Origin of the sequence: Pseudactinotalea sp. Z1748 (assembly GCF_049725185.1) — a bacterium.
Taxonomy (GTDB): Bacteria; Actinomycetota; Actinomycetes; order Actinomycetales; family Beutenbergiaceae; genus CALKWS01.
The window spans coordinates 91,165-114,950 of sequence record NZ_JBMPQB010000007.1; the positions used below are offsets into that span (position 1 = coordinate 91,165).

Genomic DNA, 23,786 nt, shown 5'->3' on the forward strand with positions numbered 1-23,786 from the left:
GTGCGACTCTCCCCAATCGGGTAGCAGAGATTTGTAGGTTTCCTCTAACAGCCAGATGGTCTGTGTGGAGTCAGCGCCGGACTGCCGCAGAGACCCAGCGCGATGCCACGGACAGCGCAATGTCGTTGGCCTCGGCCTCCGCCACGGTGACCCGGACCCCGTGGCCGGCGAAGGGGCGCACCATCACGCCCGACGCCGCGGCGTCCTCAGCCAGTGCCAGCGCCCGGTCCCCCACCGGCAACCAGTAGAAGTTCCCCTGGGGCTCAGGGATCTGCCAGCCCTGCTCCCGCAACGCCGAGACGACCCGGTCCCGCTCGGAGACGATCTCGTCCACCGCGGCCGAGACGGCCTCGCGCTGGTTCAGCGCGGCCACCGCCGCGACCTGAGCCAGACTGTTCACCCCGAACGGGGTGGACGCGGTGCGCAGGGCGCGCACGAGCCGGCGCCGGGCCAGGGCGTACCCGACGCGCAAGCCGGCGAGCCCGTAGGCTTTCGAGAACGTACGGAGAACGACGAGGTTCTTGTATCTCTCCAGCAGCGGGACGGAGTCGATCGGGTCGGGACTGCGTACGAAGTCGACGTAGGCCTCATCCAGGATCACCATGATGTTCCTGGGGACCCGGTCCAGGAAGGCGACCAGGTCGGCGTGGGACATCGCCACGGAGGTGGGGTTGTTCGGGCTGCACAGCAGCACCACCCGGGTACTCCCGGTGATGGCCTCCGCCATCGCGGCCAGGTCATGACCGCCGTCGGCTCGCAGCGGCACCTGCACCCCATCGGCCCCGGTGACCTGCACCAGGATCGGGTAGGCCTCGAAGGAGCGCCAGGGATAGACCACCTGATCGCCGTCGGCGCACATGGATCGCAGCAGGAGTTCGATCAGCGCCACTGAGCCGTTCCCCACCAGCACCTGATCGACCATCAGGTCGTGCCGGTCCGCGATCGCCTCGGTGAGCCGGTCGGCGTACATCTGCGGGTACCGGTTCGCGTCCTCGGCGGCATCGATCACCGCTGCGGTCACCGCCGGCAGCATGTGCCCCGGGAGTTCGTTGGAGGAGAGTTTGAATACCGAGGCGTTGGATCCGCCGGCCCCGGGCACGTAGTGCGGCAGATCCTCCAGCGCGGCACGCAGCCGCACCCCGCCGATCTCCGAAGTCACTGGACTGGGTGGTTTCTCCGGCATGGGCCCAGCATGCCAGGCCGGCACGGGCTGCGGGACGGCTCGCCGTGGATTCGCCCAGGTGCTGTGCTCACGGCAACACGCGGTGCCACAATGGGCCCATGCGTTTCATCCTGCGACTGATCATCTCCGGTTTCGCCATCTGGGTGGCCTCCCTGTGGATCAACGGGATCGAGGTGGAAAGCGACGGCTCCTGGCAGCACACCCTGTTCGTGGTCGCCGTGGTCGCGCTGATCTTCACGGTGGTGAACACCCTGGTGAAGCCCTTGGTGAAGATCATCTCGCTGCCGCTGTACATCCTCACGCTGGGGTTGTTCTTCCTGGTGGTCAACGCGCTGATGCTGATGTTGACCAGCTGGCTCAGCGGACTGGTCGGGGTGGGCCTGGACGTGGACGGGTTCGGTACGGCCGTGTTGGGCGCGCTCCTGATCGCGGTGATCACCCTGATCCTGAGCCTGGTGATCCCGGGGTCGGGAAGCTCCAACGGGCGTCGCTGAGGCCGGTGCGGTGCCCGTTCGGCGCACCCGCGCAGACAGGCAAGCAACCGGGTTGACTCAGGGCACCCGCACGGACTGGACGTAGGTCGAGGTGACCTCGGTGCGGGGATCGAGCATGCCGGAACTGGCGGCCCGCCAGTTCCGCACCGCCGGGTCGGTGCTCGCATCGACCAGGTGCGCCGTCTCGGCATAGGCCGGGATGTCGTGGGCCTGCGTCACACCCCCTACCCGGTACCACGGCGATGCGGCGGTGACGTCCCGGGTCACGGTGGTTCGCTCGGGCGTGATGGGAGCGGGCCTACCGTCCGGGCCCGTGACGAGATCGTCGGTGTGTTCCAGTTGCAGGACGGCCACACCCTCGGGGATCTCGATGTGGTTCACCGGGGCGCCGATGGTCAGGACCGAGGAGATCGCGAACTCTCCGCGTACCTCCTCGCGGGCGGCCAGGTCCGCCGCCACCAGACCACCCTGGGAGTGACCAGCGATCAGCACCTCCTCACCTGCCCCGACCCCGGCGGCGCGCATCGCAGCGATCACCGCCGCACTCGCCGCCGAGTCCTGCCGCGCGAATACCTGCACGTTGGAGGCCCAGTCGTTGGGAAAGGGCCCGTTCCAGAAACTGTGCCGGGACTGGGTTCCCGGAACGAGCACCTGCCAGCTCACGGTGCCGTCGGGGGCCACCAGCCGGTCCACGCGCACGGTGCCCGGCTCAGCGCCGCGCTCGGGGTAGAGGGCACCGATGTTGCGGACCAAGCCGGTGACGGTGGTGGTCGGCGGTGGATGCTCCCCGGCCCGTGGTGCCGAACCCTGGTTCGGGGACGCCCCGGCCCGGATCGGCGGTGGCGCAACCTTGCGACTCGCCACCCGAGTGCTCACCCCGGCGGTGGTGACGTGGTTCACCACCGAGGCGAAGACCTGGATCGAACTTCCCCCCTGCAGTGCACCGCCGACGTCGTAGATGGAGGTCAGTTCGCGCAACAGGTACCCGGTCTGGGCCCCCGACGGCGACCAACGTCGGTTCACCACCGACTCCACCACGGTGCCCTGGATCGCCCCCAGCACCCGACCCGGGTAGGCGAACAGGTCCCCGAAGGCGCCCCGGACGCCGAGGGGACGCGGCGCCCGGCACATCGGACCCCGGTGCGGCACCTGGTAGGTGCTGATGTAGTGGCGCACCCGCTGCTCACGGTCCAGGTACTCCCGGGCAGCGGTACGCAGATCCCCGGCCAGGCTGGTCAGCGCCGAACTGAGCGCGGGGCGCCGGGCCAGCGCCGTCCACACCGCCTCCGCCGCGCGCTTCCCACTCACCGGCGCGTACGGGATCGTGGACTCCAGCGTCGCCCCCGCCCTCCGTGCGTGGTTCAGGGCCTGGTCGAGTTCGGCCTGCGCGCGGGTGATCTGGTGTGCCAGAGCGCGCAATTCGCCCGGATCCACCTGCACCCGAACCCCGTGCACCGTCAGTTGCTCGCTGGCATGCGCGGCCGTGGAATCCCACAGCGGCACATCGGCCACCGGCTCGATCCTCACGCGGCACCACCGGTGCCGACGGACACGATGGTCATCGTGCGTGCCCGTACTGCGCCTGCACGACGCGCAACTCATTCTCGTGCGCGCCGGCCGACCACCCCGCAGTGGCCAGTTCATCGGCCAGGGCCGTCACCGCTCGCGCCAGCGAGGACAACCGGTAGGCGTAAGCGATGGCGGCATGACCGCGCCAGTCACCGGTGCCGGCGAGCGTCAGCAACTGCCTCGCCTGCTCGGCATGGTGCCCGGCCGCGCGCAGCAACCATGTCGCCGACGGTAACGGCTGCAGACCTCCCACCAGGGCCCCCTCGGTTTTCGCTGATCCGGTGCCGGCAGGCTAGAACGCCGGATCACCCGAACGTGCTTGCCCGCCGCGCCCTGTGGATACCGACTCGCCCCACGCGGGCCTGCGGATGCCGTGCGCAGGACACGCAGAGCCACCCGGGGCGTCGACATCGGCGTCCGGAGGAGCACAATGGGGGTATGTACGAGCCCTACACCGTGACCGTCGTCTGCACGGGAAACATCTGCCGCTCCCCGATCGCGGAGGTCCTGCTGCGCGAAGCCTTCTCCGAAACCGGGTTGGATGACCGCGTCCAGGTGGACTCCGCCGGGACCGGCGACTGGCACCTGGGGCACGACATGGATCATCGTGCCCGCGCGGTCCTGGAGGGTGCCGGGCACTCCTTCCCGGTGCACTCCGCCCGCCAGTTCCAGGCCGAGGCGTTCACCGACTCCGATCTGATCCTGGCCGCGGACGTGGGCCACTACCGGGACCTGGTCGCGATGGCCCCCGATGAGCAGGCCGCAGAGCGGGTGCACCTGTTCCGTAGTTTCGATGAGCAGGCCCGCGTCGATGAGGACCTGAACCTGGCCGACCCCTACTACGGCGACGAGCGGGACTTCACCCTGACCTACCAGGCGGTCACAGCCGCGGTGCCCGGTGTGGTGGAGTACGTGCGCGGCCAGCTACCGTGACCTGGACCAAGACCCGCTTCCCCGCCCCGCACGCGGCCTGCTTCGAGGCCGACGGGCTCCGGTGGCTGGGCCGGGCCGAGGACGGGGTGCGGGTGGCGCAGGTGGTCTCGGTGGGCCCGGGCCGGCTGGAGTTGGAACGGATCGACTCCGGGCCGGCCGCACCGGAGGCCGCGGCCGACTTCGGTGCGAACCTGGCTCGCACCCATGCCGCGGGTGCGCCGTACTTCGGGTTCATCCCCGGCGACACCCCCGGTTACATGGGTCAGGCCCCGCTGCCGCCGGCGCCCGGGCCGGCCGAGGCCACCGGGTGGGGTGAGTTCTACGCCCACCACCGGGTGTTGCCCTTCCTGCGCAGAGCCGTGGAGCAGGGCAGGATCGGTTCGGACGGTGCGGCGGTGATCGAGCGGGTCGTCGAGCGGCTGGTCGCCGGTGACCTCGACCATGACCAGCCCGACCTCGTGCAGGGTGCCGCGCGCCTGCACGGGGACCTGTGGAACGGCAACGTGCTCTGGGATGCCCGCGACGGGTCGGCGGTGCTGATCGATCCCACCGCCCACGGTGGGCACGCCGAGACCGACCTGGCGATGCTGGACCTTTTCGGGCTCGCTCACCTGGAGCGGGTGCTCACCGGCTACCAGGAGGTCTCGGCTCTGGCCCCGGGGTGGCAGGAGCGGGTGTCGCTGCACCAGTTGAACCCGCTGCTGGTGCACACGGTGCTGTTCGGTGGTGGGTACGCCGAAGCCGCGGTGTCGGCGGCGCGGCCCTACGCCTGAGGCGCACCAAGCATCGGTCCTCCACGCCGGGGCGGGCACCGTCGACGGCACGCACCGACCACCGGCGCCAGCCGCCCGCGCCCCCGGCATTCTCCCGGTCGGCCGACCCATGTGGTCGGCTTCGCCACGCCGTTGCACCGCCGTGCACCCCCTCTGGGAAGATGTGTCCATGGACTTCTCCGTGCGACTGGCCGACCTGGAACCCTCGATCGCCCTCGGGCCCCTGGACGGACGCTACCGCGCCGCCGCCGCTCCCCTGGTGGACCACCTGTCCGAGGCGGCGCTGAACCGGGCCAGGGTGCACGTGGAGGTGGAGTGGTTGATCCACCTGGGCGCCGTCGGTGCACTACCGGGGGCACCGCACCTGAGTGCGGCGGAGGTGGACTACCTGCGGGCCATCCCCGCCGGCTTCGGCGCTGCCGAGGTTTCCGAACTGGCCGGTATCGAGGCCGAGACCCGTCACGACGTCAAGGCTGTGGAGTACTTCCTCAAGCGGCGCCTGGCCGCCTCCCCGGAGCACCTCGGACCGGAGACGGTACTCCCGGACACCAGCGAGATCGTGCACATCTTCTGCACCAGCGAGGACATCAACAACCTCGCCTACGCCCTCACCGTGCGCAGCGCGATCAGTGCGGTGTGGCTGCCCGCCGCGCGCCAAGTGACCGACGACCTCGCGCAGATGGCCCGCGAGCATGCCAACGTGCCCATGCTGGCCCGTACCCATGGCCAGGCCGCCACCCCGGTGACCCTCGGGAAGGAGCTGGCCGTGCTGACCCACCGGCTACGCCGCCAATTGAGCCGCGTGGACTCCGCCCAGTACCTGGGCAAGATCAACGGCGCCACCGGCACCTACGGCGCTCACGTGATCTCGGTGCCCCAGACGGACTGGGAGCGGGTGGCCAAGATGTTCGTGGAGCACCTGGGCCTGACCTGGAACCCGCTGACGACTCAGATCGAGAGCCACGACTGGCAGGCCGAACTCTATGGCGACATCGCGCGGTTCAACCGGGTGCTGCACAACCTGGCCACCGACGTGTGGACCTACATCTCGCTGGGCTACTTCACCCAACGCCTCTCCGCCCAGGGTTCCACCGGATCCTCCACGATGCCGCACAAGGTCAACCCGATACGGTTCGAGAACGCCGAAGCGAACCTGGAGATCTCCTGTGCGCTGCTGGACACCCTGTCCGCGACCCTGGTCACCTCGCGCCTGCAGCGAGACCTGACCGACTCCACCACCCAGCGCAACATCGGGGTGGGGCTGGGGCACTCGATGCTCGCGCTGGATAACGTGCGCCGCGGGTTGGCCGGGCTGGACGTGTCCGCCGAGGCGATGGTGCAGGACCTGAACGGCAACTGGGAGGTGCTCGGCGAGGCGGTGCAGTCGGCGATGCGGGCTGCCTCGGTGGCCGGTGCCCAGGGCATGGCCGACCCGTACGAGCGCCTGAAGGACCTGACGCGGGGGCGGCGGGTGGACGGCGCGGCGATGCGGGCCTTCATCGCCGATCTCGGTCTGCCCGAAGAGGTGGAGGCCCGGTTGCTGGACCTCACCCCCGCCACCTACACCGGCCTGGCCGCGCAGTTGGTCGCGCACCTGGAATGAGTGCGCCGTTGGTCGCACCCCTGGAGTGGGCGCTCAGTTGCTCCGCACGGGCCGGCAGGGCCAGGCGGACCCAGCAGGACCAGGCGGGGCCGCCGGTCAGGTCTCGACGGGGGCGGGGGTCTCGGTAGCGCAGTTCGGTGCCCGCTGCGGGGCGGGGCCGGCGGAGCGTCGTCGCCACCACACCAAGCCCAGGGCCCCCACAACCAGCACGACCAGCCCGGCACCGAGGGCGAGGGGCCCGGCGGGCAGCCCGGCGATGAGCAGCAGCCGCTCCTCGACCACCACCTCCCGGTGGTCGCCCCCGTTGCTGGAGCGCTCGAACACGAAGTCGGAAACCACCTGCGCGCCCGGGGCGTAGAACGACTGGTCCACCACGGTCAGGTACGGTCCGGCCTCAAGCAGTTCGGACAGGGTGCCGTTGGTCACAGCGGCCGGTTCCGGGGAGCCGGCGTAGCGCAGGTTCACGGTGGTGCTCTGGGCGCTGGCATCGGCGCGTGTCATGCGCTGGTCGGCGAAGAGGTAGGTGCGCACGTGCTGGGGGGTGGTTGCTGCGGCGGACATCCGCATCGGATAGACCACCGAGGAGGAGTCGAAGGTGATGTCCAGCGGAGGCAGTTGCCCGGAGAGGCTCTGATCCGCCGTCATCCGCACCGCCACGTAGTACCAGCCTTCACTCACGTACGGTGCCACCGCGGCGGCGAGAGCGTCGTCCATGACGTACTCGTGCTCGGCCAGCCACCGGGCCAGTTCGTCGGGATCGGAGGCACTGAGCACGCTGGCCTCCACCGGGCCCAGATCCACCTGCTCCAGCACCGCCACGTCGGAGCCGGACGTCGGACTGCCATCGCCCTCATCCGAGCGCGGCCACCAGTAGTAACTCACCTCTACCTCCGGGGCGATGACCTCCTCCAGCGCCTCGAAGAGCCCTTCCTCGGCCAGTGCCACCTGCGCGGGGGCCGGGGTTGGCACCAGCAGCGCGGCTTCACCCGAGTTCGACAGCGCCGACAGCGACAGCACGATCCGTTCGGTCTGGCCGTCCCAACTGATCGCGGCGACCTCGCGCTGCACCTGCACCTCGGCGTCCTCGGCGCTCACGAACGCCCCGCACGCACATGCCCGCGCTGCACCCGGCACCAGGACCAGCAGCGCCGCCAGCAGCATCGTGACGAGGGTCGCCACGACGACTCGTCGTAGCGGCGTCAGCGGTGGGCACATGCACGGTACGTTAAGCGCATTCCGCGAGGACGGCGCGGCCTGATACCGGATTGAGACCGCCGGTGGACCGATCGTGACCTTTCCGTAGCCGGAGGCGTGGCGAGGATCACGCGTGGTACCCTATGGGGGTATATGCATTGCGCTGACCTGGAGGGATGTGCGCTATGACTCACACTGTCGAGACCTCGAACGCAGGCGCCGCAGCCGAACCCACGGCCCCGCACGGGTATGACGCGCAGAAGGACGCCTACCTCAGGCGGTTGCGCCGGGTCGAGGGCCAGGTCCGCGGGATCGCCCGGATGGTGGAGTCCGACACGTACTGCATCGACGTGCTGACCCAGATCTCCGCGGTGACCAAGGCGCTGCAGGCGGTGGGTCTGGGCCTGCTGGAGGACCACATGGAGCACTGCGTGGTCGACGCCGCACGCTCATCCCCCGAAGAGGGCAGGGAGAAGGTGGCTGAGGCCACCGCCGCGATCGCCCGCATGGTGCGGTCCTGAGGGATCCGTCCGTGCGGTATCGCCGGAGGTTTACTCGTTGATCAGATCGCCGGCCACCGCCAACATCTCCGGCACGTCTGCACCATCCCCCGGTTCCTCCTCCTCGGAGTAGGCGCCCAGGTACTCATCCGGGTCCACCAGGTACACCTCCCGGTCCTGCTGGCTCATCAGGCGCCGCAGCACCTCCCGAACGATCCGGCGTGCGACGTCGTCGAACCCCCCGGCCCGGGACACGTCGATCATCACCCGGGACGTCTGCGGCGGGTTGTCGATGAACTCCCGCGCGATCAGTTCCGCCCCGGCAAAGCGGATGTCGCCCTGGATCTCATACACGCTCACCTGACCCGCCACATCGGCGAGGTCGGCCACGTAGGCCTCCGACATCACCCCCGAGGTGGCCTTGGGTCCGGACATGATGTGCAGCCCCATGTCCGCGGAGAGTCGTTCGAAGGTGACCACGCCGCGCACGCTGTTCCCGTGCTTGTCCAGCGGCGGGGAGTACACCGCGATGCCCACCTGGCCCGGTAGTACGCCCAGGATCGCCCCCGAGACCCCGCTCTTGGCCGGGATGCCCACCGAGGTGACCCAGTCGCCGGCGGAGTCGTACATGCCGCAGGTGAGCATCACGCTCAGCGTCTGGCGCACCGCCCCGGGTTCGACCACGTGTGCGTGCGTCACGGGGTTCACCCCCCCGTTGGCCAGGGTCGCGGCCATCACCGCCAGATCGTCCACGGTCACCGAGACCGAGCACTGGGCGCTGTAGCCGTCGACCGCCTCATCGGGGTCGCCACCGATGATCTCGGCATTGCGCAGCAGGTAGGCGATGGCCCGGTTGCGGAAGGCGGTCTCCAGTTCGGAGTCCAGCACGTCCCTGTTCAGTTCCAGGTCCCGTCCGGCCACGGCGCCGTAGAAGTCCAGGACCCGCTGCCGGCGGTGCTGAGCATCGGAGCCGTGCACCAGCGCGTAGGTGGCCAGCGCTCCGGCATTGATCATCGGGTTGCGGGGGCGGCCGGAGTCCGGCTCCAGGGAGATCTCGTTGTAGGCCTCCCCGCTCGGCTCCACGTCCACCTTCTCCAGGACCCCCTCCAAGCCCTGGTCGTGCAACGCCAACGCATAGGTGAACGGCTTGGCGATCGACTGCATCGTGAACTCCGTCCCGGCGTCGCCCACGTGGTAGAGATGCCCGTCCACCGTGCACACCGCCAACGCATACAGCGACGGATCCACTTCCGACAGTTGCGGGATGTAGTCGGCCACGTGCCCGACGGCGATATCGGCACACTCGTTCAGGACCTCGTCCAAGTAATCTGATACCGGCGATTTCATCCCGCCATCGTCGCACGCACCGGCGCCCCCAGCAGGTCCGGGCGCCGAGCACCCGAACCCGAAACCCGGGCGCCCCGCATTGCGATCACGGCGGAGCCGCCGCTCGCGCACGTGCCCCTATGATCGATGCGCTATAACGACCCCATGAGCACACCAGTCACCCAGCGGCGCCGGCTCGGCCTCGAGGTGTGGATCGTGATGGGCCTGTCGCTGGGACGCTCGGCGGTATACGCGGCGGTCAACATCATCGACCGGGTGAGCCGTGGGCCGCTGGGGGAGCAGACCGCCACGCTGAACCCCTCCCAGTCGGTGCGGCCGTATCTGGACCTGACCTACCAGATGCTCTCCCTGACCTTCGCCCTGGTACCCGTCGCGCTGGCCCTGTACCTGCTCAGCGCCCACGGGCGTAGCGCGGTCCACCGCATCGGACTCGACCTGCGCGAACCGGGTAAGGACATGGCCTGGGGTCTCGGCCTGGGCGCACTCATCGGCATCCCCGGCCTGGGCCTGTACGTTGCCGGGCGGGCGCTGGGTGTCACGGTGGCCGTGCAGGCCTCGGCCCTGGCGGAGTACTGGTGGACCATCCCGGTGCTCATCCTCGCCGCGCTCAAGAACGGTCTGCTGGAGGAGGTGCTGGTGGTGGGTTACCTCGTGGAGCGGCTGGAGGAACTGGGCTGGCGGGTCTGGGCGGTGCTGGTCACCTCGGCATTGATCCGGGCCGGATACCACCTGTATCAGGGCTGGGGCCCGTTCGTGGGCAACGCGATCATGGGCCTGATCTTCACCTGGTTCTACCTGCGCAGGCGACGGGTGATGCCGCTGGTGATCGCCCACACCCTGCTGGATGTGGTGGCCTTCGTGGGGTATGCCTACCTACCCGCACAATGGCTGGACACCCTGGGTGTGGGCTGAGCAGCCACAATGCGATAGACCCACCTCCTACTATCGACACCATGAGTTCACCCCGCCGGCCCGGGCCTGTCGAAGCCCGGGGGGGCTTTCGCCCCGCGAAGGCGGCGAGCCTGACGGCGGAGGCTGCCTCGACGGAGCCGGATGAACAGCCCGAGCACCGCGAGTTCGCCGGTGAGCCCGGCGAGCAGCCACCCGGCGAGGGCCCGCGTACTGTGCAGGTACTGGACCTGCCCAGCCAGCGGGTGCGCCGACCGGCGGACCTGCTGCACCTGATCGCCTCCGCGATCGGCATCGCCGTGGTCCTCATCCTGTCGGTCTACGCACACTCCACCACCGCCGGTGTCACCCAGGACGTCCAGTCCGCCCTGGCCCAGACGGTCCGTAGCCTGTTGCTGGTCCCGGTCACGGTGATCGAGGGTTTCCTGATCCTGGTGCTGCCAGTGATGGTGATCGTGACCCAGGTGCTGCGCCGCGACCTGCGGGGCGTCGGTGAGGCCGTGGTGGCCTCGGCGGTCGCCTACCTGCTGGCGATCGCGGCCATGTGGGCGGTCAATGAGTTCGCGGCCGGCACCGAGGCGGCCCGGGCGCTACTGCGCTGGCGTGGCGGGGAGTGGATCATCACCATCACGCCCACGGTGACGGCCCTGGCCGGGCTGCTCACCGCCGTCGGGCGCCGCGGGCGGTTGCCCGTGGTGGGCCTCTCGTGGAACCTGCTGTGGATCGCCCTGGGTATCTCGGTGATCACCGGTGACACCACCCTGGTCGGGGCGATCGTCACGGTTCTGCTGGGCCGGATCGCCGGCATGGCCATGCGGTACGGATCCGGGGTACGCAGCGATCGCGCCCATGGCGCCGACCTGGTGCAGGGAGTTCGGCGCACCGGGATCGAGCCGCTGGCGCTGGTACGGCTCGGGGACAACGCGCAGCATCCCGACCTGCAGCCTCAGACCGTGATGATCGACGACAGGGGCCGGTCGGTGGCCAGCCCGGTGCGCGCGCAGGCTTCCGTCCGCGTGGACCCCGCCACGCCCGGGGAGGTGCCACCGGGCCGCAGTCAGCGCGCCCGCATGCTGTCGCGGTTCCGTGCCGGACAGCCGGTTCCGGCGGCGGCGACGGTGGCCACCGAACGGGATGGGCGCAACCGGGTTTACGCCGTCATCGCGGTGGACGGCACCCGATGGGACGTGGTGGTGCTCGACGACGACCGCCAGGTGATCGGCATGCTCGCCTCGGTCTGGACCGCCCTGCGCCTGCGCGGGCTGGCGCGGCGTACCGCGGTCTCGCTGCGCCAGGCCACCGAGCGCGCCGCGTTGATGCACTACGCCGCGACCGCCGCCGGCGTGCGGAGTCCGAACCTGCGCGGTATCGCCAAGGCCGCGGAATCCACGCTGCTGGTGGGTGAGCACGTCAGCGGTGCCCGCAGCGTCCACGACCTGCCCCCCGGCTCCCTCACCTTGGAGGAGATGGCGCGCGCCTGGGAGCAGCTGGCCACGGCCCACCAAGCCGGGATCGCCCACCGCAACCTCTCGGTGGAGACCGTGCTGATCGGGACCAGCGAGGATGATGCCTCTCAGGTGTGGCTGACCGGGTGGGAGCAGGGCGAGATCGCTGCCTCTGCACTGGCCCAGCGGGTGGACCGGGCCCAGTTGCTCACCGCGTTCGCCCTGCACACCGACGTCTCCACCGCCATCGAGGGTGCGCGACAGGTGCTGAGCGCCGAGGAACTGGCCGAACTGGCCCCGTTGCTGCAGCCGGTGGCCTTCCCGCCGATCACCCGCACCGCTGCGCGTTCGGACAAGCCCACCATGGACGCCCTACGCGCTGCGCTGCTGTCCTACCTGCCCGAGGGGGCGGGGGCCGAACCGATCCGGCTGAACCGCTTCTCGGCCCGCACCGTGGTGACGCTCACCGTCCTGGTGGTGGCGCTGTGGATCCTGGTGACCACCCTGAACTTCGACCAGGTCCGCGAGGTGGTGGCCGGGGCCAACCCGGCGTGGATGCTCATCGCGTTCGGCCTGGGCCTGGTCAGTTACCTGGGTGGCGCGCTGGCGCTGGTGGCGTTCTGCCCGGAGCGACTGGGCCTGTGGCGCACCATCCTGGTCCAGGTGGCCGCCTCGGTGCTGACCTTGGTCACGCCGGCCGGTCTGGGTCCGGCTGCGCTGAGCGTGAGGTTCATGCAGCGCCGCGGGGTTCGTACCTCGTTGGCCCTGGCCACGGTGGGGCTGGTGCAGTTGGCCCAGTTCGTCACCACAGTGCTACTGCTGGTGGTCCTGGCCCTGGCCCTGGGCACCGCCGGACCGCTGCGGCAACTGCCCTCCCTGGTGGTGGTGATCACCCTGGTCGTGGTGGCCGCAGTAGCCGGGATCGTGCTGCTGGTGCCGCGGGTCAGGGCATGGTTGGCACGCCGGGCGCTTCCCACCTGGCGGCAGATCTGGCCCCGGCTGGTGTGGGTGATCGGGCAGCCGCAGCGGCTGGTGCTGGGCTTGGCGGGCGGACTCCTGGTCACTGCAGGCTTCCTGGCTGCGTTCATGGCCACCCTGGTCGCGCTGGGCCAGTCGGTTCCGATCACCACCTTGACGATCGTGTACCTGACCGGGAACACGATCGGTTCGGCCGCCCCCACCCCGGGCGGGATGGGGACGGTGGAGTTGGCCCTGTCCGCCGGTCTGCGCACGGTGGGCCTGGCCACAGCGGCGGCCGCTTCGGCCGCGGTGCTGTTCCGGGTGCTCACCTTCTGGCTGCGGGTTCCGCTGGGCTGGGCGGCCTGGCGGTACCTGCAGCGCAAGGAGGATCTGTAAGCGTGAGTGACCTGCGCTGCACGCACCGGGCCCGCGGCAACGATAGGGTGGTCACGCAATGGCGATCCGCCGGTGAAGGCGGACCGACACGACCGGCGAGGCGGTGCACATGACGGTGAGGTTCCGTGCTGCGGCCGGCACCCACCTGGGCACCGTGCGGATGAACAACGAGGACTCCGCCGTCGTCTCCGACCAGTTGCTGATCCTCGCCGACGGGATGGGCGGGCACGCCGCCGGTGAGATCGCCTCGGTGCTGGCGGTGCGCGTGTTCAGTGAGGTGGACCACGGCCCGGGAGCGGACCTGGACACCGCGCTGCTCGAGGCCGGCCGCCGGGCTCGCCGGGCACTGGTGGCGATGTCCGACGCAGACCCGGTGCTGGAGTCGCTGGGCACCACCCTGATCACGGTGGTCACCGATGGATCCAGGGTGCTGATCGGCCACATCGGCGACTCGCGGATGTACGTGCTCCGCGATGGCTCGATGTACCAGATCACCACCGATCACACCCATGTGCAGCGACTGGTCGAGCAGGGTCAACTGAGCCCGGACAAGGCCCGCACCCACCCCTACCGGGCGATGCTGTTGAAGTCGCTCGACGACCACTGCCCCGGTCCGGACCTGGACCTGATCGAGGTAAGCCTGGAACCCGGGGACCGGCTGCTGCTGTGCAGCGACGGGCTCTCGGACTATCTCTCCGCCGAACAGATCGGCCGGGCCCTGGCCACCGAGGCGCGCAGCGAGGCGGTGGAGGCGCTCATCGACGCCGCGCTGCGCGCCTCCACCCGGGACAATGTCACCGTGGTGGTGGCCGACGTGGACTCCGGGGCGGCACCCGGCCGCACCGACGATCGTGCGGACGAGGACGCCAACGCCGGCGTGGTCGCGGTGCCGCTGACCGAGCCCGGCCACTTCGGTGCGGTGGTGGACGGGATCCGCCTGTCCCAGGAGGCTGCCGACGCCCTCGCCGCGGCACTACCCGGCTTCGAACTGGACCCCCACGAGCCGTGGCGCGGATCGGCTCTGCTGCGCGAATCCGCTCCGGTGGGAACTGCTCGCGGCACCGACAGTTCGGCCGTGGGTAGCGCCGACAGCACCGGTGCCGCCGGGACGCCCGACGATGACGCTCCCGACCCGGCCGGGAGCGCGCCGGCCGCTGTCGACGTTACCGGGGACGGCGTATCCAGTGCCGAGCAACCCGGCATCGCTGCCTCCAACAGCGCTGCGGGGCGGGGCAGCAGTGAGACCGCGAACGCCGTCGGCACCACCTCCGGCGACACCGCCCCCCGAGAGGCTCACTCCCCGCAGGACGCTGCGCCGACGAAGCCGTCGGTGCTGCCCGGGGTTCTGTCCGGGATATTCAGCCTGGCGGTTCTGGTGCTGCTGGCCTACTTCCTGTTCGGTTGAGCCGGCTCGGGTGCCCCGGGGCCCTTCGCGCCGGCCGGGCTCAGGTGCCGCCCGACCCATCCGAAGCCGCCCGCACCCTGGCATGGGCACGGGTCAACTCCGCCAGTACGCCGTCGTCGGGCATCGCTGTTCCGTGCAGATGGGAACCGCGTAATTCGTCCATGAAGCGCTCCCACATCGGGGGGCCGCCCTCGGCGAGCAACTGCGCGCGGATGGACAACTCCGGGGTGGTGGGCAGCCAGCGCGCGCCCCAGGCCCCCATGTGGGCGATCAGCGGGACCAACTGGATCGCGGCCTCGGTGAGGCGGTAGTCCACCTTCTGCCGATGGCTCGGGTCATCGTGCCGGGTGAGCAGGCCGGCCTCGGTGAGTTTACTCAGGCGCGCGGCCAGGATGTTCGAGGCGATGCCCTCCACCGATTTGGTCAGCAACTCCCGGAACCGGCGGTTGCCGCTGAAGATGATGTCGCGCAGCACCACCATCGACCATTTGTCGCCCAGCAGTTCTGTGGTCATGTTGATCGGGCAGCCGGAGCGGCCGGCGGGCACGGGAAGCACGTCGCCGGTCCCGGTTTCCGATTGCGTCACGCAACCAGATTACGATAACTTCCCACCGGTTGCATGTCGCAATCAGCACTCGCTTGGAGGCCTACCGATGGCGCGACTGATCTACTCGATGATCACCTCCCTGGACGGCTACGTCGCCGACGCCGAGGGCGACTTCGGTTCGTGGGCCCAGCCCGATGAGGAGGTGCTGGCCGCCCTCAACGACGACATCGCCCGGCTCGGCACCTACCTGTACGGACGGCGCATGTACGAGTTGATGGCGGTCTGGGAGAGTGACCCCTCCCTCACCGCGGACTCGCCGGCGTCGGAGGACTTCGCCCGCCTCTGGCAACAGGCGGACAAGGTCGTCTACTCCACCACGCTGACCCAGCCGGTCACCGAACGGACCCGGGTGCACGGCATCTTCGACCCCGAGCAGGTGCGGACACTGAAGGAGACCAGTTCGGCGGACCTGAGCATCGACGGGCCCACCCTGGCTTCGGCGGGGCTGGAGCACGGCCTGGTCGATGAGATCGCCATGTACATCTGCCCGGTCAGCCTCGGTGGTGGTCTGGCCTTCCTACCCCGTCAGCGGCTGGACCTACGGCTCCTGGAGCAGCACCGGTTCGGCAACGGGGTGGTCCGGTTGCGCTACGCCGTCGGCAACGGTTCGCGCTGACGCGGGTGCTCAGGTGAGCGCCGGTTCACCTTGCCTGCGCCGCGAACCCAGGGTGTAGACCCGGGCGGTGCTGCCGGACAGGGTGATCAGCACCAGGATCTCCACGGCATTCCCGAACAGGTTCAGTGCGAGCGCCTGCTCGGGGGCACCGGTCAGCCACAGCGCGGCCCAACCGATCACGCTGGCCGCGCTCATCACCAGCACCACGATGCGCGCCCAGTTGTGCCGCAGCGCCACGAGGACTCCCAGCACCAGGTAAGCCAGCAGGAAGGCTCCCACCAGCCAGAGCACGTTACGGGCCGTCCAGTCCCACGGCAGCAGCGGGGCGAGGACGTCCTGGTAGATCACCTCGGCCTCGCCGGTCCGCATCGCCTGCACCAGTGACCACACCCCGACCGCCACCCGCGCCGCGATCGTGGCCAGGACGAACGCGACCGTCAGCGGCACCGCACGCGGAGACATCGCCTCCTTCTGCTCGGCGGCGATACGAGCCCGCATCTGCGGGCTCGGGTCCGCACTGTCGCGCAGATCCACGATCGGCAGGTCCCCGTCGGTGCGGATCCGGTCCCCACCCCCGTTGCGGTGGTGGTACCCGGAGGAGAAGTTGCGCAGCCAGCGCACGCCGACCCCGGCGTTACCCGCCTCCGGGGCGGTCAGGGTGGCCAGGATGTGGTCGCGTTCGGCGTCCACCTCGGCGTCGATGCGGTGGGTGACCTGCAGCGTGAACCAGTTCAGGCCGACCGCGGTGTCATAGGTGCCGGCGGCCAGCCAGTCCACCTTGCGTCCGCCGGGCAGGCGCCATCCCGGCGGGCAGGGCCAGAACCGAACGTGGTGACGCTTCTTCGGGTTGCCCTCCACCTCCTGCTGGTAGGTGAAGGCCATCCGGCGCCCGAACAGGTACAGCGGGCTCACCGGTGCGTCGGGGTAGGAGCGGCGCAGCAGCGTCGCCGTGACGATGCCCAGGCCGCTGCGCAGGTTCAACTCATCCGCGCGGTGCCAGCCGGCGTTGATCATCGCCTGGTGGATCTGCTCCTCGGTGCCGCGCAGACCGACGTTGATCGGGTCCCCCAGCAGACCCTCCCGGGTGCGGGAGCGGCCGATGAAGTAGTCCGGCACGTACAACCGGGTCAGCAGCCGGTGTACCCGGGGCAACAGGAAGTAGGTGATGAGCAGCCAGAACGGGATGAACGTCCACAGGTGGCGCCACCCGTCGGTGATGAACTGGTGCAGGAGCAGGAACGCCAGCCACGCCGCCGCGACGGCCGCCAGGAAGAAGAAGAACCCGTCCAGGGCGCGGACCGGATTCCGCTGGACCTCGGCGACCACATCGTGGGCCGCTTCGGTCAGGGTCCTGGGCATGTGGTTACGCTACCCGGCCGGGCGTGGGGCCACCCGCCCGGCCGGGGCGACGGGCCACCGGTCCGGTCACCACCGGCAGCGGAACACCCGTGCGGTGCGGCACTCCACCGCGATCCCCTGGATGGGTGCCACCCGGCTGATCTAGCCTCAACCCTGTGCCCGCAGCCTCACCCACACCCCCGATCCAGGGCCCACGCCTGCAGTTGCGGGATTGGCGGCCCGCAGATCTGCCCCGGCTGGCGGACCTGCTCGATCCCGCCCGGCCCTGGCACACCACGAACGGCCCCTACTTCGGCACCCCGACGGCGGCACAAACCCAGGAGGAACTGCGCCGGTTCTCCGCCCTGGCCGCAACCCCGGGCACCGGCCTGCCCACCCCGCGCACCATGTTGGCCATCGAGGCCGGCGGGGTGCTCATCGGAGCGGTGACCTGGTACTGGGAGTCACAGGAGACCGACTGGCGCCGGATGGGCGTCGTCCTCCAGGACGAGGCGTACTGGGGCCGGGGTCTGGGCACCGAGGCGATGGCGCTGTGGACCTCCTACCTGTTCGGCAGCACCGACGCGCTCCGGTTGGATTTCGCCACCTACTCGGGCAACCCCGGCATGATCGCCATCGGCCTTACCCTGGGTTTCGTCGAGGAGGCACGGTTCCGCCGTGCCCGCCGGTGGGCCGGTGGCGTGCACGATTCGGTGGTCATGGGACTCCTGCGCGAGGAGTGGGAGCAGCGGCGCAGCGCCTGGCCTACCGCCGCCGGGACCTGACCGCGCTCGGTCCGCCCAAACGATCTCATCCCACGATGGAGGAGATCACCATGAGGACCAGGACGACGATGAGCAGGATCGCGACGACGGCACCGGGGTGACGCCGGGACCAGGGCAGCATGGCGGCGTAACGGGGCCGCAGGTCGGCCACCCGCGTCGGCTCCTCGACCACCGTGAGGGTGGCACCAGCGCTCACCAGCGGGTCCAGGACCGGCGCCAGGTGGGCCGGTGGCCACAACGGGGTGCCCACGCTCAGTCGCCGCCGGCCGTCGTGGTCGGCCAGCAGGGTGGTCCACTCGGAGGCCTTGCTCCCGGGCGAGCGGAGGTTGAGGTGGACCACCTCGGCAACGTTCGAGGGGCCGAACCGTCGCATCCGGCCCAGTGCTGGGTGGTAGTGCACCTCCTGGCCGTGCACCTCGAACCGGACCCGCCGCCAGGACAGCGCGACCAGGACCACCCCAACGCCTGCGCTGATGCCGAGGACGACGCTCATCACGATGCCCAATCCGCCCAGAGGGAGAAACACGGCCAGCACCGTCGCGCCCGCCACCGCGAGCAGGCCGGTCAGCAGGTGCCCCCGGTGCGGGCGCAGCACACCGTCGAACGGAGCCAGCCGCGCCGGGTCCACGTGGCCAGGGCCGGAGTAGGCGGGGATCCTCGGTACCGGATCCGGTGGGCCATCAGGGCCGGGCAGGCTGTACGCGTCCGGCGGGCGCCCCGTATCGGGCAGTCGGTTCGGGTCCGGCGGGCGGTGCCGGTCAGGCACGATCGGCCTGGAACACCGCCGGTAGTTCCCGGGTCACCCGCGGGCGCGCCCAGACCACCCCGTTGGCGATGATCCGGCGGATCTCGTCCTGGTAGTACACCGGGTACTCCTGATCGCCGGAGCGGAAGTAGAACACCCGGCCGTGCCCGCGACGCCAGCAGCACCCGGACCGGAACACCTCGCCGCCGGAGAAGTTGGAGATGAACACCAATTCATCCGGGGTGGGCACATCGAAGTACTCCCCGTACATCTCATCGGCGGGTACCCGCACCGGCTGGGGCAGGCCCTCGGCGATCGGGTGGGTGGGGTCGACGGTCCAGATCAGTTCCTGGTCCTCGGCACTGCGCCAGCGCAGGTTGGCGGTGGTGCCCATGAGTTTGCGGAAGACCTTGGCGTGGTGGGCCGAGTGCAGCGCCACCAGGCCCATCCCGGAGAGCACGTGCTGGTAGACCCGCTCGACCACGTCATCGGCGACCTCCTCGTGGGCGGCGTGGCCCCACCAGGTGAGCACGTCGGTGGCGGCCAGCACCTCCTCGCTCAAGCCGTGCTCGGGTTCATCCAGGGTGGCGGTGCGCACCTGTGCGCCCTCACCCACGTGCTCGGTGATGGCGTGGGCCACGACGGTGTGCATGCCGTCGGGGTAGATCTTCGCCACCGAGGCGTCGGTGCGTTCGTGCCGGTTCTCCCCCCAGACGGTGACGCGAAGGGGTGGGGTGGGTGTGCTCATGGGGTCTCCTGGATCGTCGATGTCCTCGAGGCCGCGGCGGTTGCGGGCACGGCGCTACCCAGCCTCACTTCGGTGCCGGTACCGGCCGAGGCGTAGCAGGCATCGAGCACCCGGGCCCGGTGCAGCGCGTCCCGGCCGGTGTACTGCTGGTGCGCCCCGGAGCGGACCTTGGCCAGGAAGCCGGTCACCGCCGCCGCGTGGCGTCCGTGCGGGCCCACGTGCGGGGCGAGCTCGGCCGGCACCCCGGACACCTCGGTCCACACGTTCAACCGCTCGTAGGGATCGCGCCCAGTGCCACCCCACTCGATGCTGGCCCCGCCCTCGGAGCCGTAGAGCATCACGTAGCACTGGTCATACGGGATCCACTGCGCCCAACTGGATTCCAGCAGCAACGTGGCCCCACCGTCCAGGCGCAGGAACGCCGTGGCCAAGTCCTCCACCTCGAACGGGGTGCCCTCCTCCAGTTCGCTCACCCCGAAGCCGGAACCACCCCGCCCCAGCGGCCCGAACTCGGCGTGCGTGGCTGCCGAGGCCGTGATCACCTCGGGTTCGCCCATCAGGTGCAGCGTCATGTCCAGCATGTGTACGCCGATGTCCATCAACGCCCCGCCACCGGCCCGTTCGTTCTTGGTGAACCAGGTGCCCAGTCCCGGGATCCCGGCGCGCCGCAACCAGCCCGTCTTGGCGTAGTAGATGCGGCCGAGCACCCCGGAGTCGATCACCTGCTTCAACGCCTGCACCTCACCGCGCTGGCGGTGGTTGAACGCGACGTCCAGCACCCGTCCGGCCTGCTCGGCGGCCCGCACCATCCGCTCGGCCGCCTCGGCATGCTCGGCCATCGGCTTCTCGCACAACACGTGGATCCCGGACTGCAACGCGCTGATGGTCATCGGGGCGTGCAGGAACGTGGGGGTGGCGATGCTGAGCACGTCCAGGTCAGCGTCGAGGAGTTCCCGCCAGTCGGTGGTGCGGATCGGCACCTGGTGCGCTTCGCCGTACTCGGCGAGCAGGTGCTCCTCCTGCGCGGCCAGGGCCACCAGATCCACACCGGGGGTCCCGGCGTAGGCGGCCACGTGCTGCTGCCCCGCCCAGCCCAGGCCGATCACACCTGCCCGCAGCGGTGGTACCCGGGCGTCGTCGTCAGTCGTCATGATCCGATCCTGCCATCGATGAGCGAACGTGCCCCGCGGGAGCCGCCGGCGCACGGCGCCGCCGGTTCACCCCACCGGACCGGCGATGAGCGCCTGGTAGGCCACCTCGAACCGCGCCTTGCGGTGGGCGTAGTAGTCCGCTCGGGCCGGGTCGGGCCGGTAGCGGGAACCGGTCCGGGCGCGGCTGCGCGCCACCCCGGGGGCCAGGTGTTCCAGAGCGAGGAGCGCGGTGCCACGCAGGGTGGAGCGCTTGTGCCGCACGTGCACCACCTCGGTGCCCAGCACGTCGGCCAGGATCTGCAGCCAGCCGGGCAGCCCCTTGGCCATCCCACCGCCCACGGCGATCCGGGCGGGCGGGCCGGTGACGGTGCGCAACTGTTCGGCGATCCGGCCCAGCGAAAGGGCGGTGGCCTCCATCGCTCCGCGGTAGATCTGATCGGCGGTGGTGGCCGCGCCCAGGTCCAGGATGTGCGCCCGGGCCCCGGTGGCCCACCCGGTGGAGCGCTCCCCGCTGAGGAACGGCAGCATCAGCGGTGTGCCCTCACCGGGTTCGGCGGACAGCACCGCATCCAGGAGGGCACCGTCCGGGCGTCCACCGGCATCCGCCGTCGGACCTCCGACCCGCAGGATGCTCTCGGCCCAGCTGGACACCCGGCCCACATCGCTCACCGCACCACCGAGCAGGGTGCGCTCGGTGCTGATGCGGTAGGACCACAGGCCGCTCGGTAACCGCCCGGCCGCGGTGGGCACGATGGTGCGCATCGCCCCCGAGGTTGCCGCCGATACCCCCACCACACCGGGTGTGGCCGCATCGGCTCCGATGTTGGCGGCCAGCCCGTCCCCGATCACCGGGTACCAGTCCGCCTCCGCCAGCGCCGGCCAGCGCCGGGCCAGGGCGGTCGCGGCGGCGCTTCCCGGCAGCGGCCGGATCGGCTCGTCCGGCTCGTGCACCGGACTGAGTTGATCAGCGGTGATCCGGGCCGCCGCCAGCATCTCCTCGTCCCAGGTGCCGGTCACGCGGTCCAGCATCCCGGACCACGACGCCGCCGCACTGCCCACCGCCGTGGTCCCCAGCAGGTGCAGGTAGACGTACTCCCCCAGCGTCAGCCACCGGGTGGCGGCGGTGAACATCTGCGGGTGGTCCTGTGCCAGCCACCGCAGCCGGGCCGGCGTGTAGGAGGTGTGCAACCGGGTACCGGTGCGCTGGTGAACCTGTTCCTCGTCCAGCTCCCGGCGCAGGTCCAGCACCTGCTCATGGCACCGCGTGTCGGCGTAGGTGAAGCACGGGGTGACCGCGGCGCCGTCGGCATCCACACCCACCAGGGAGGAGGAGAAGGTGTCCATCGCCACCCCGGCCACGCCCCGCCCCGCCGGGAGCGCGCCGAGGATCTCATCGGTGATCGCGGCGACCTCGGCGACCACCTCATCGGCATCGATCACCGCGGTGCCGGAGGCGTCGGCGATGAAGGCGTGGCCGGACTTGCCGCTCAGGCCGGGAACCTCGGTGCCGGTGGCGTCGAACACTCCCCCGCGGGTGCCGGAGGAGCCGACGTCGAAGGCCAGGACCAGGGGACCAACCGCGTCCACGGTGCCCTCCACCACGCTGGTATCCACGATCACTCCTCATCCGGTGATGTACCTCGGCGCAAGCAACGATAGAGTCTGATGCTGTGAGTTCACACTATGACGTCGTTGTTCTGGGAGCCGGTCCCGGTGGGTACGTCGCAGCGATCCGCGCGGCGCAACTGGGCAAGAAGGTTGCCGTGGTCGAGAAGCAGTACTGGGGCGGTGTGTGCCTGAACGTGGGCTGCATCCCCTCCAAGGCGCTGTTGCGCAATGCCGAACTCTCCCACGTGCTGACCAAGGAGAAGAAGAAGTTCGGCATCGAGGGCGACGCCACGATGTCCTACGAACCCACGCACAAGCGCTCCCGACAGGTCTCCGACGGGATCGTCAAGGGCGTGCACTTCCTGATGAAGAAGAACAAGATCACCGAGGTGGACGGTTGGGGCACGCTGACGTCGGCTACCTCGATGACCGTGGAGGGTGACGACGGCAAGACCGATCTGACCTTCGACAACCTCATCATCGCCACCGGCGCGACCAGCAAGCTGGTTCCCGGCATCGAGCTCAGCGAGAACGTGGTCACCTACGAGGAGCAGATCCTCGACGCCGAGTTGCCCAAGTCGATCGTGATCGCCGGTTCCGGCGCGATCGGCGTGGAGTTCGCCTACATCATGACCAACTTCGGGGTGGACGTGACCATCGTGGAGTTCCTGGACCGGATGGTGCCCACCGAGGACGCCGAGGTCTCCAAGGAACTGCTCAAGCACTACAAGCGACTCGGCGTGAAGGTGATGCTGTCCACCAAGGTGGAGTCGGTCACCGACACCGGCGACGGCGTGCAGGTCACCGTCTCCCCCGCCGACGGCGGAGAGGCCCAGGTACTGGAGGCTGACCGGCTGCTCTCGGCGACCGGGTTCGCCCCCCGCCTGGAGGGTTACGGCCTGGAGAACATCGACGTGGCCACCGAGCGTGGTGCGATCGTGGTGGACTCCCGCGGCCGCACGAACGTGGAGAACGTCTACGCCGTGGGCGACGTAACCGGCAAACTGATGCTGGCCCACACCGCCTCGGCGATGGGAATCGTGGCCGCGGAGACGATCGCGGATGCCGAGACGATGGAGGTCGACTTCGACTTCATCCCCCGGGCCACCTACTCCCAGCCCCAGATCGCCTCCTTCGGCTACTCCGAGGAACAGGCCAAGGAAAAGGGATACGAGGTCAAGACCTCCAAGTTCCCGTTCTCCGCCAACGGCAAGGCCGCCGGCCTGGGCGACACCTCCGGGTTCATCAAGGTGGTCGCCGATGCCAAGTACAACGAGATCATCGGCGCGCACATGATCGGACCGGACGTGACCGAACTACTCCCGGCCCTGACCCTGGCGCAGCGGTGGGACCTGACTGCCGATGAGGTGGCGCGCAACGTGTTCGCCCACCCGACCCTGAGCGAGGCGATCCACGAGGTGATGCACGGCATCGCCGAGGGGAACATGATCCACCTGTAGGTATCCGCTGGGAGCCC

22 protein-coding genes are annotated in these 23,786 nt (G+C 70.0%); 11 read left to right on the forward strand and 11 right to left on the reverse strand.

What is annotated here, in order from left to right; all coding sequences use genetic code 11:
• Positions 1 to 70 precede the first annotated feature (70 nt).
• Positions 71 to 1,159 carry a histidinol-phosphate transaminase gene (gene hisC / locus ACO0LU_RS15185; RefSeq protein WP_424792192.1) on the reverse strand — a complete coding sequence of 363 codons (1,089 nt, stop codon included), beginning with the start codon at positions 1,157 to 1,159 and terminating at the stop codon, positions 71 to 73.
• 122 nt (positions 1,160 to 1,281) lie between these two features.
• Here hisC and ACO0LU_RS15190 point away from each other — a divergent pair, with 122 nt between their 5' ends.
• Positions 1,282 to 1,677, forward strand: coding sequence for a phage holin family protein (locus ACO0LU_RS15190; RefSeq protein ID WP_424792193.1), 396 nt, complete (start codon positions 1,282 to 1,284; stop codon positions 1,675 to 1,677).
• A gap of 57 nt (positions 1,678 to 1,734) precedes the next feature.
• Here ACO0LU_RS15190 and ACO0LU_RS15195 read toward each other — a convergent pair whose 3' ends face one another.
• Both ACO0LU_RS15195 and ACO0LU_RS15200 read right to left on the reverse strand, forming a co-directional pair.
• Complete coding sequence (locus ACO0LU_RS15195) at positions 1,735 to 3,204, reverse strand: WXG100 family type VII secretion target (RefSeq protein WP_424792194.1); 1,470 nt, start codon at positions 3,202 to 3,204, stop codon at positions 1,735 to 1,737.
• Positions 3,205 to 3,235: 31 nt separating this feature from the next.
• On the reverse strand, positions 3,236 to 3,499 hold the full coding sequence (locus ACO0LU_RS15200) for a hypothetical protein (RefSeq protein ID WP_424792196.1): 264 nt from the start codon (positions 3,497 to 3,499) through the stop codon (positions 3,236 to 3,238).
• A 185-nt stretch (positions 3,500 to 3,684) separates the two neighbouring features.
• Here ACO0LU_RS15200 and ACO0LU_RS15205 point away from each other — a divergent pair, with 185 nt between their 5' ends.
• The 3 genes from ACO0LU_RS15205 to purB all read left to right on the forward strand — a co-directional run bounded on the left by ACO0LU_RS15205 (position 3,685) and on the right by purB (position 6,555).
• A complete protein-coding gene (locus ACO0LU_RS15205) occupies positions 3,685 to 4,179 on the forward strand; it encodes a low molecular weight protein-tyrosine-phosphatase (protein ID WP_424792197.1) in 495 nt (164 codons plus the stop codon).
• Positions 4,176 to 4,952, forward strand: a complete 777-nt coding sequence (locus ACO0LU_RS15210; RefSeq protein WP_424792198.1) for a fructosamine kinase family protein — start codon at positions 4,176 to 4,178, stop codon at positions 4,950 to 4,952. Before ACO0LU_RS15205 ends, ACO0LU_RS15210 begins: the two co-directional genes overlap by 4 nt.
• A gap of 169 nt (positions 4,953 to 5,121) precedes the next feature.
• A complete protein-coding gene (purB, locus tag ACO0LU_RS15215; RefSeq protein ID WP_424792199.1) occupies positions 5,122 to 6,555 on the forward strand; it encodes an adenylosuccinate lyase in 1,434 nt (477 codons plus the stop codon).
• Positions 6,556 to 6,651: 96 nt separating this feature from the next.
• Here purB and ACO0LU_RS15220 read toward each other — a convergent pair whose 3' ends face one another.
• On the reverse strand, positions 6,652 to 7,734 hold the full coding sequence (locus tag ACO0LU_RS15220; protein WP_424792200.1) for a DUF2330 domain-containing protein: 1,083 nt from the start codon (positions 7,732 to 7,734) through the stop codon (positions 6,652 to 6,654).
• 200 nt (positions 7,735 to 7,934) lie between these two features.
• Between ACO0LU_RS15220 and ACO0LU_RS15225 the strand changes: the two genes are divergently transcribed.
• Positions 7,935 to 8,270, forward strand: coding sequence for a metal-sensitive transcriptional regulator (locus tag ACO0LU_RS15225; RefSeq protein WP_424792201.1), 336 nt, complete (start codon positions 7,935 to 7,937; stop codon positions 8,268 to 8,270).
• Between the two features lie 30 nt (positions 8,271 to 8,300).
• Here the strand turns inward: ACO0LU_RS15225 and glsA are convergent, their stop codons facing one another.
• Complete coding sequence (gene glsA, locus ACO0LU_RS15230; protein ID WP_424792202.1) at positions 8,301 to 9,572, reverse strand: glutaminase A; 1,272 nt, start codon at positions 9,570 to 9,572, stop codon at positions 8,301 to 8,303.
• Positions 9,573 to 9,740: 168 nt separating this feature from the next.
• Between glsA and ACO0LU_RS15235 the strand changes: the two genes are divergently transcribed.
• The 3 genes from ACO0LU_RS15235 to ACO0LU_RS15245 all read left to right on the forward strand — a co-directional run bounded on the left by ACO0LU_RS15235 (position 9,741) and on the right by ACO0LU_RS15245 (position 14,711).
• Positions 9,741 to 10,508: a CPBP family intramembrane glutamic endopeptidase gene (locus ACO0LU_RS15235; protein ID WP_424792203.1), complete on the forward strand. Its 768-nt coding sequence runs from the start codon at positions 9,741 to 9,743 to the stop codon at positions 10,506 to 10,508.
• 41 nt (positions 10,509 to 10,549) lie between these two features.
• On the forward strand, positions 10,550 to 13,306 hold the full coding sequence (locus ACO0LU_RS15240; RefSeq protein ID WP_424792204.1) for a flippase-like domain-containing protein: 2,757 nt from the start codon (positions 10,550 to 10,552) through the stop codon (positions 13,304 to 13,306).
• 109 nt (positions 13,307 to 13,415) lie between these two features.
• A complete protein-coding gene (locus ACO0LU_RS15245; protein ID WP_424792205.1) occupies positions 13,416 to 14,711 on the forward strand; it encodes a PP2C family protein-serine/threonine phosphatase in 1,296 nt (431 codons plus the stop codon).
• 40 nt (positions 14,712 to 14,751) lie between these two features.
• Here ACO0LU_RS15245 and ACO0LU_RS15250 read toward each other — a convergent pair whose 3' ends face one another.
• Positions 14,752 to 15,297 carry a winged helix-turn-helix transcriptional regulator gene (locus ACO0LU_RS15250; protein WP_424792206.1) on the reverse strand — a complete coding sequence of 182 codons (546 nt, stop codon included), beginning with the start codon at positions 15,295 to 15,297 and terminating at the stop codon, positions 14,752 to 14,754.
• Between the two features lie 67 nt (positions 15,298 to 15,364).
• Here ACO0LU_RS15250 and ACO0LU_RS15255 point away from each other — a divergent pair, with 67 nt between their 5' ends.
• Positions 15,365 to 15,934 carry a dihydrofolate reductase family protein gene (locus ACO0LU_RS15255; RefSeq protein ID WP_424792207.1) on the forward strand — a complete coding sequence of 190 codons (570 nt, stop codon included), beginning with the start codon at positions 15,365 to 15,367 and terminating at the stop codon, positions 15,932 to 15,934.
• Between the two features lie 9 nt (positions 15,935 to 15,943).
• On the opposite strand, the gene ACO0LU_RS15260 is transcribed toward ACO0LU_RS15255, so the two are convergent.
• Positions 15,944 to 17,293: an LssY C-terminal domain-containing protein gene (locus ACO0LU_RS15260; RefSeq protein ID WP_424792208.1), complete on the reverse strand. Its 1,350-nt coding sequence runs from the start codon at positions 17,291 to 17,293 to the stop codon at positions 15,944 to 15,946.
• A gap of 155 nt (positions 17,294 to 17,448) precedes the next feature.
• Between ACO0LU_RS15260 and ACO0LU_RS15265 the strand changes: the two genes are divergently transcribed.
• Entirely contained in the window at positions 17,449 to 18,057 is a 609-nt protein-coding gene (locus ACO0LU_RS15265; protein WP_424792209.1) for a GNAT family N-acetyltransferase, read from the forward strand.
• Between the two features lie 25 nt (positions 18,058 to 18,082).
• Here the strand turns inward: ACO0LU_RS15265 and ACO0LU_RS15270 are convergent, their stop codons facing one another.
• The 4 genes from ACO0LU_RS15270 to ACO0LU_RS15285 all read right to left on the reverse strand — a co-directional run bounded on the left by ACO0LU_RS15270 (position 18,083) and on the right by ACO0LU_RS15285 (position 22,315).
• On the reverse strand, positions 18,083 to 18,685 hold the full coding sequence (locus tag ACO0LU_RS15270; protein WP_424792210.1) for a hypothetical protein: 603 nt from the start codon (positions 18,683 to 18,685) through the stop codon (positions 18,083 to 18,085).
• Positions 18,686 to 18,815: 130 nt separating this feature from the next.
• Positions 18,816 to 19,550, reverse strand: coding sequence for a ThuA domain-containing protein (locus tag ACO0LU_RS15275; protein WP_424792211.1), 735 nt, complete (start codon positions 19,548 to 19,550; stop codon positions 18,816 to 18,818).
• The gene (locus ACO0LU_RS15280) at positions 19,547 to 20,701 is read right to left on the reverse strand and encodes a Gfo/Idh/MocA family protein (protein WP_424792212.1); all 1,155 of its coding nucleotides are present in this window, start codon (positions 20,699 to 20,701) and stop codon (positions 19,547 to 19,549) included. The genes ACO0LU_RS15275 and ACO0LU_RS15280 overlap by 4 nt, the downstream gene beginning before the upstream one ends.
• 66 nt (positions 20,702 to 20,767) lie before the next feature.
• Positions 20,768 to 22,315, reverse strand: coding sequence for a gluconokinase (locus ACO0LU_RS15285; RefSeq protein ID WP_424792213.1), 1,548 nt, complete (start codon positions 22,313 to 22,315; stop codon positions 20,768 to 20,770).
• A gap of 56 nt (positions 22,316 to 22,371) precedes the next feature.
• On the opposite strand from ACO0LU_RS15285, the gene lpdA reads away from it, so the two are divergent.
• Positions 22,372 to 23,769, forward strand: a complete 1,398-nt coding sequence (gene lpdA / locus ACO0LU_RS15290; protein WP_424792214.1) for a dihydrolipoyl dehydrogenase — start codon at positions 22,372 to 22,374, stop codon at positions 23,767 to 23,769.
• Positions 23,770 to 23,786 lie beyond the last annotated feature (17 nt).